The sequence below is a fragment of the Plantibacter sp. 2H11-2 genome, from assembly GCF_050031945.1.
Classification (GTDB): domain Bacteria; phylum Actinomycetota; class Actinomycetes; order Actinomycetales; family Microbacteriaceae; genus Plantibacter; species Plantibacter auratus.
Map to the genome: position 1 here is coordinate 1 of NZ_JBNBBL010000022.1, position 255 is coordinate 255.

At 65.1% G+C, this 255-nt stretch carries 1 protein-coding gene; it reads left to right on the top strand.

Features of this window, described 5'->3' with window-relative positions; genetic code table 11:
• On the top strand, positions 1 to 255 hold a 255-nt coding region (locus ACQG07_RS19245), incomplete at both ends, for a YidC/Oxa1 family membrane protein insertase (protein WP_426739162.1).

Below are 255 nucleotides of genomic sequence, written 5' to 3' on the forward strand. Positions count from 1 at the left end.
TGTCTGCCGCTGCTCGTCCAGATGCCGATCTTCTTCGCCCTGTTCTCCGTGCTCAACGACGCCCAGAAGAGCAAGGCCGGCGTCGGTCCCCTGAACGAGACCCTCGCCGTGCAGTTCGGCGACGCGAACCTCTTCGGGATCGCTCCGCTGCACACGAGCATGCAGGCGGCACTCGCCGGCAACCCGGTCAACTGGGCGGTCGTCATCATCGCCGCCGTCATGGTCATCCTCATGTGCGCGTCGCAGTTCATCACG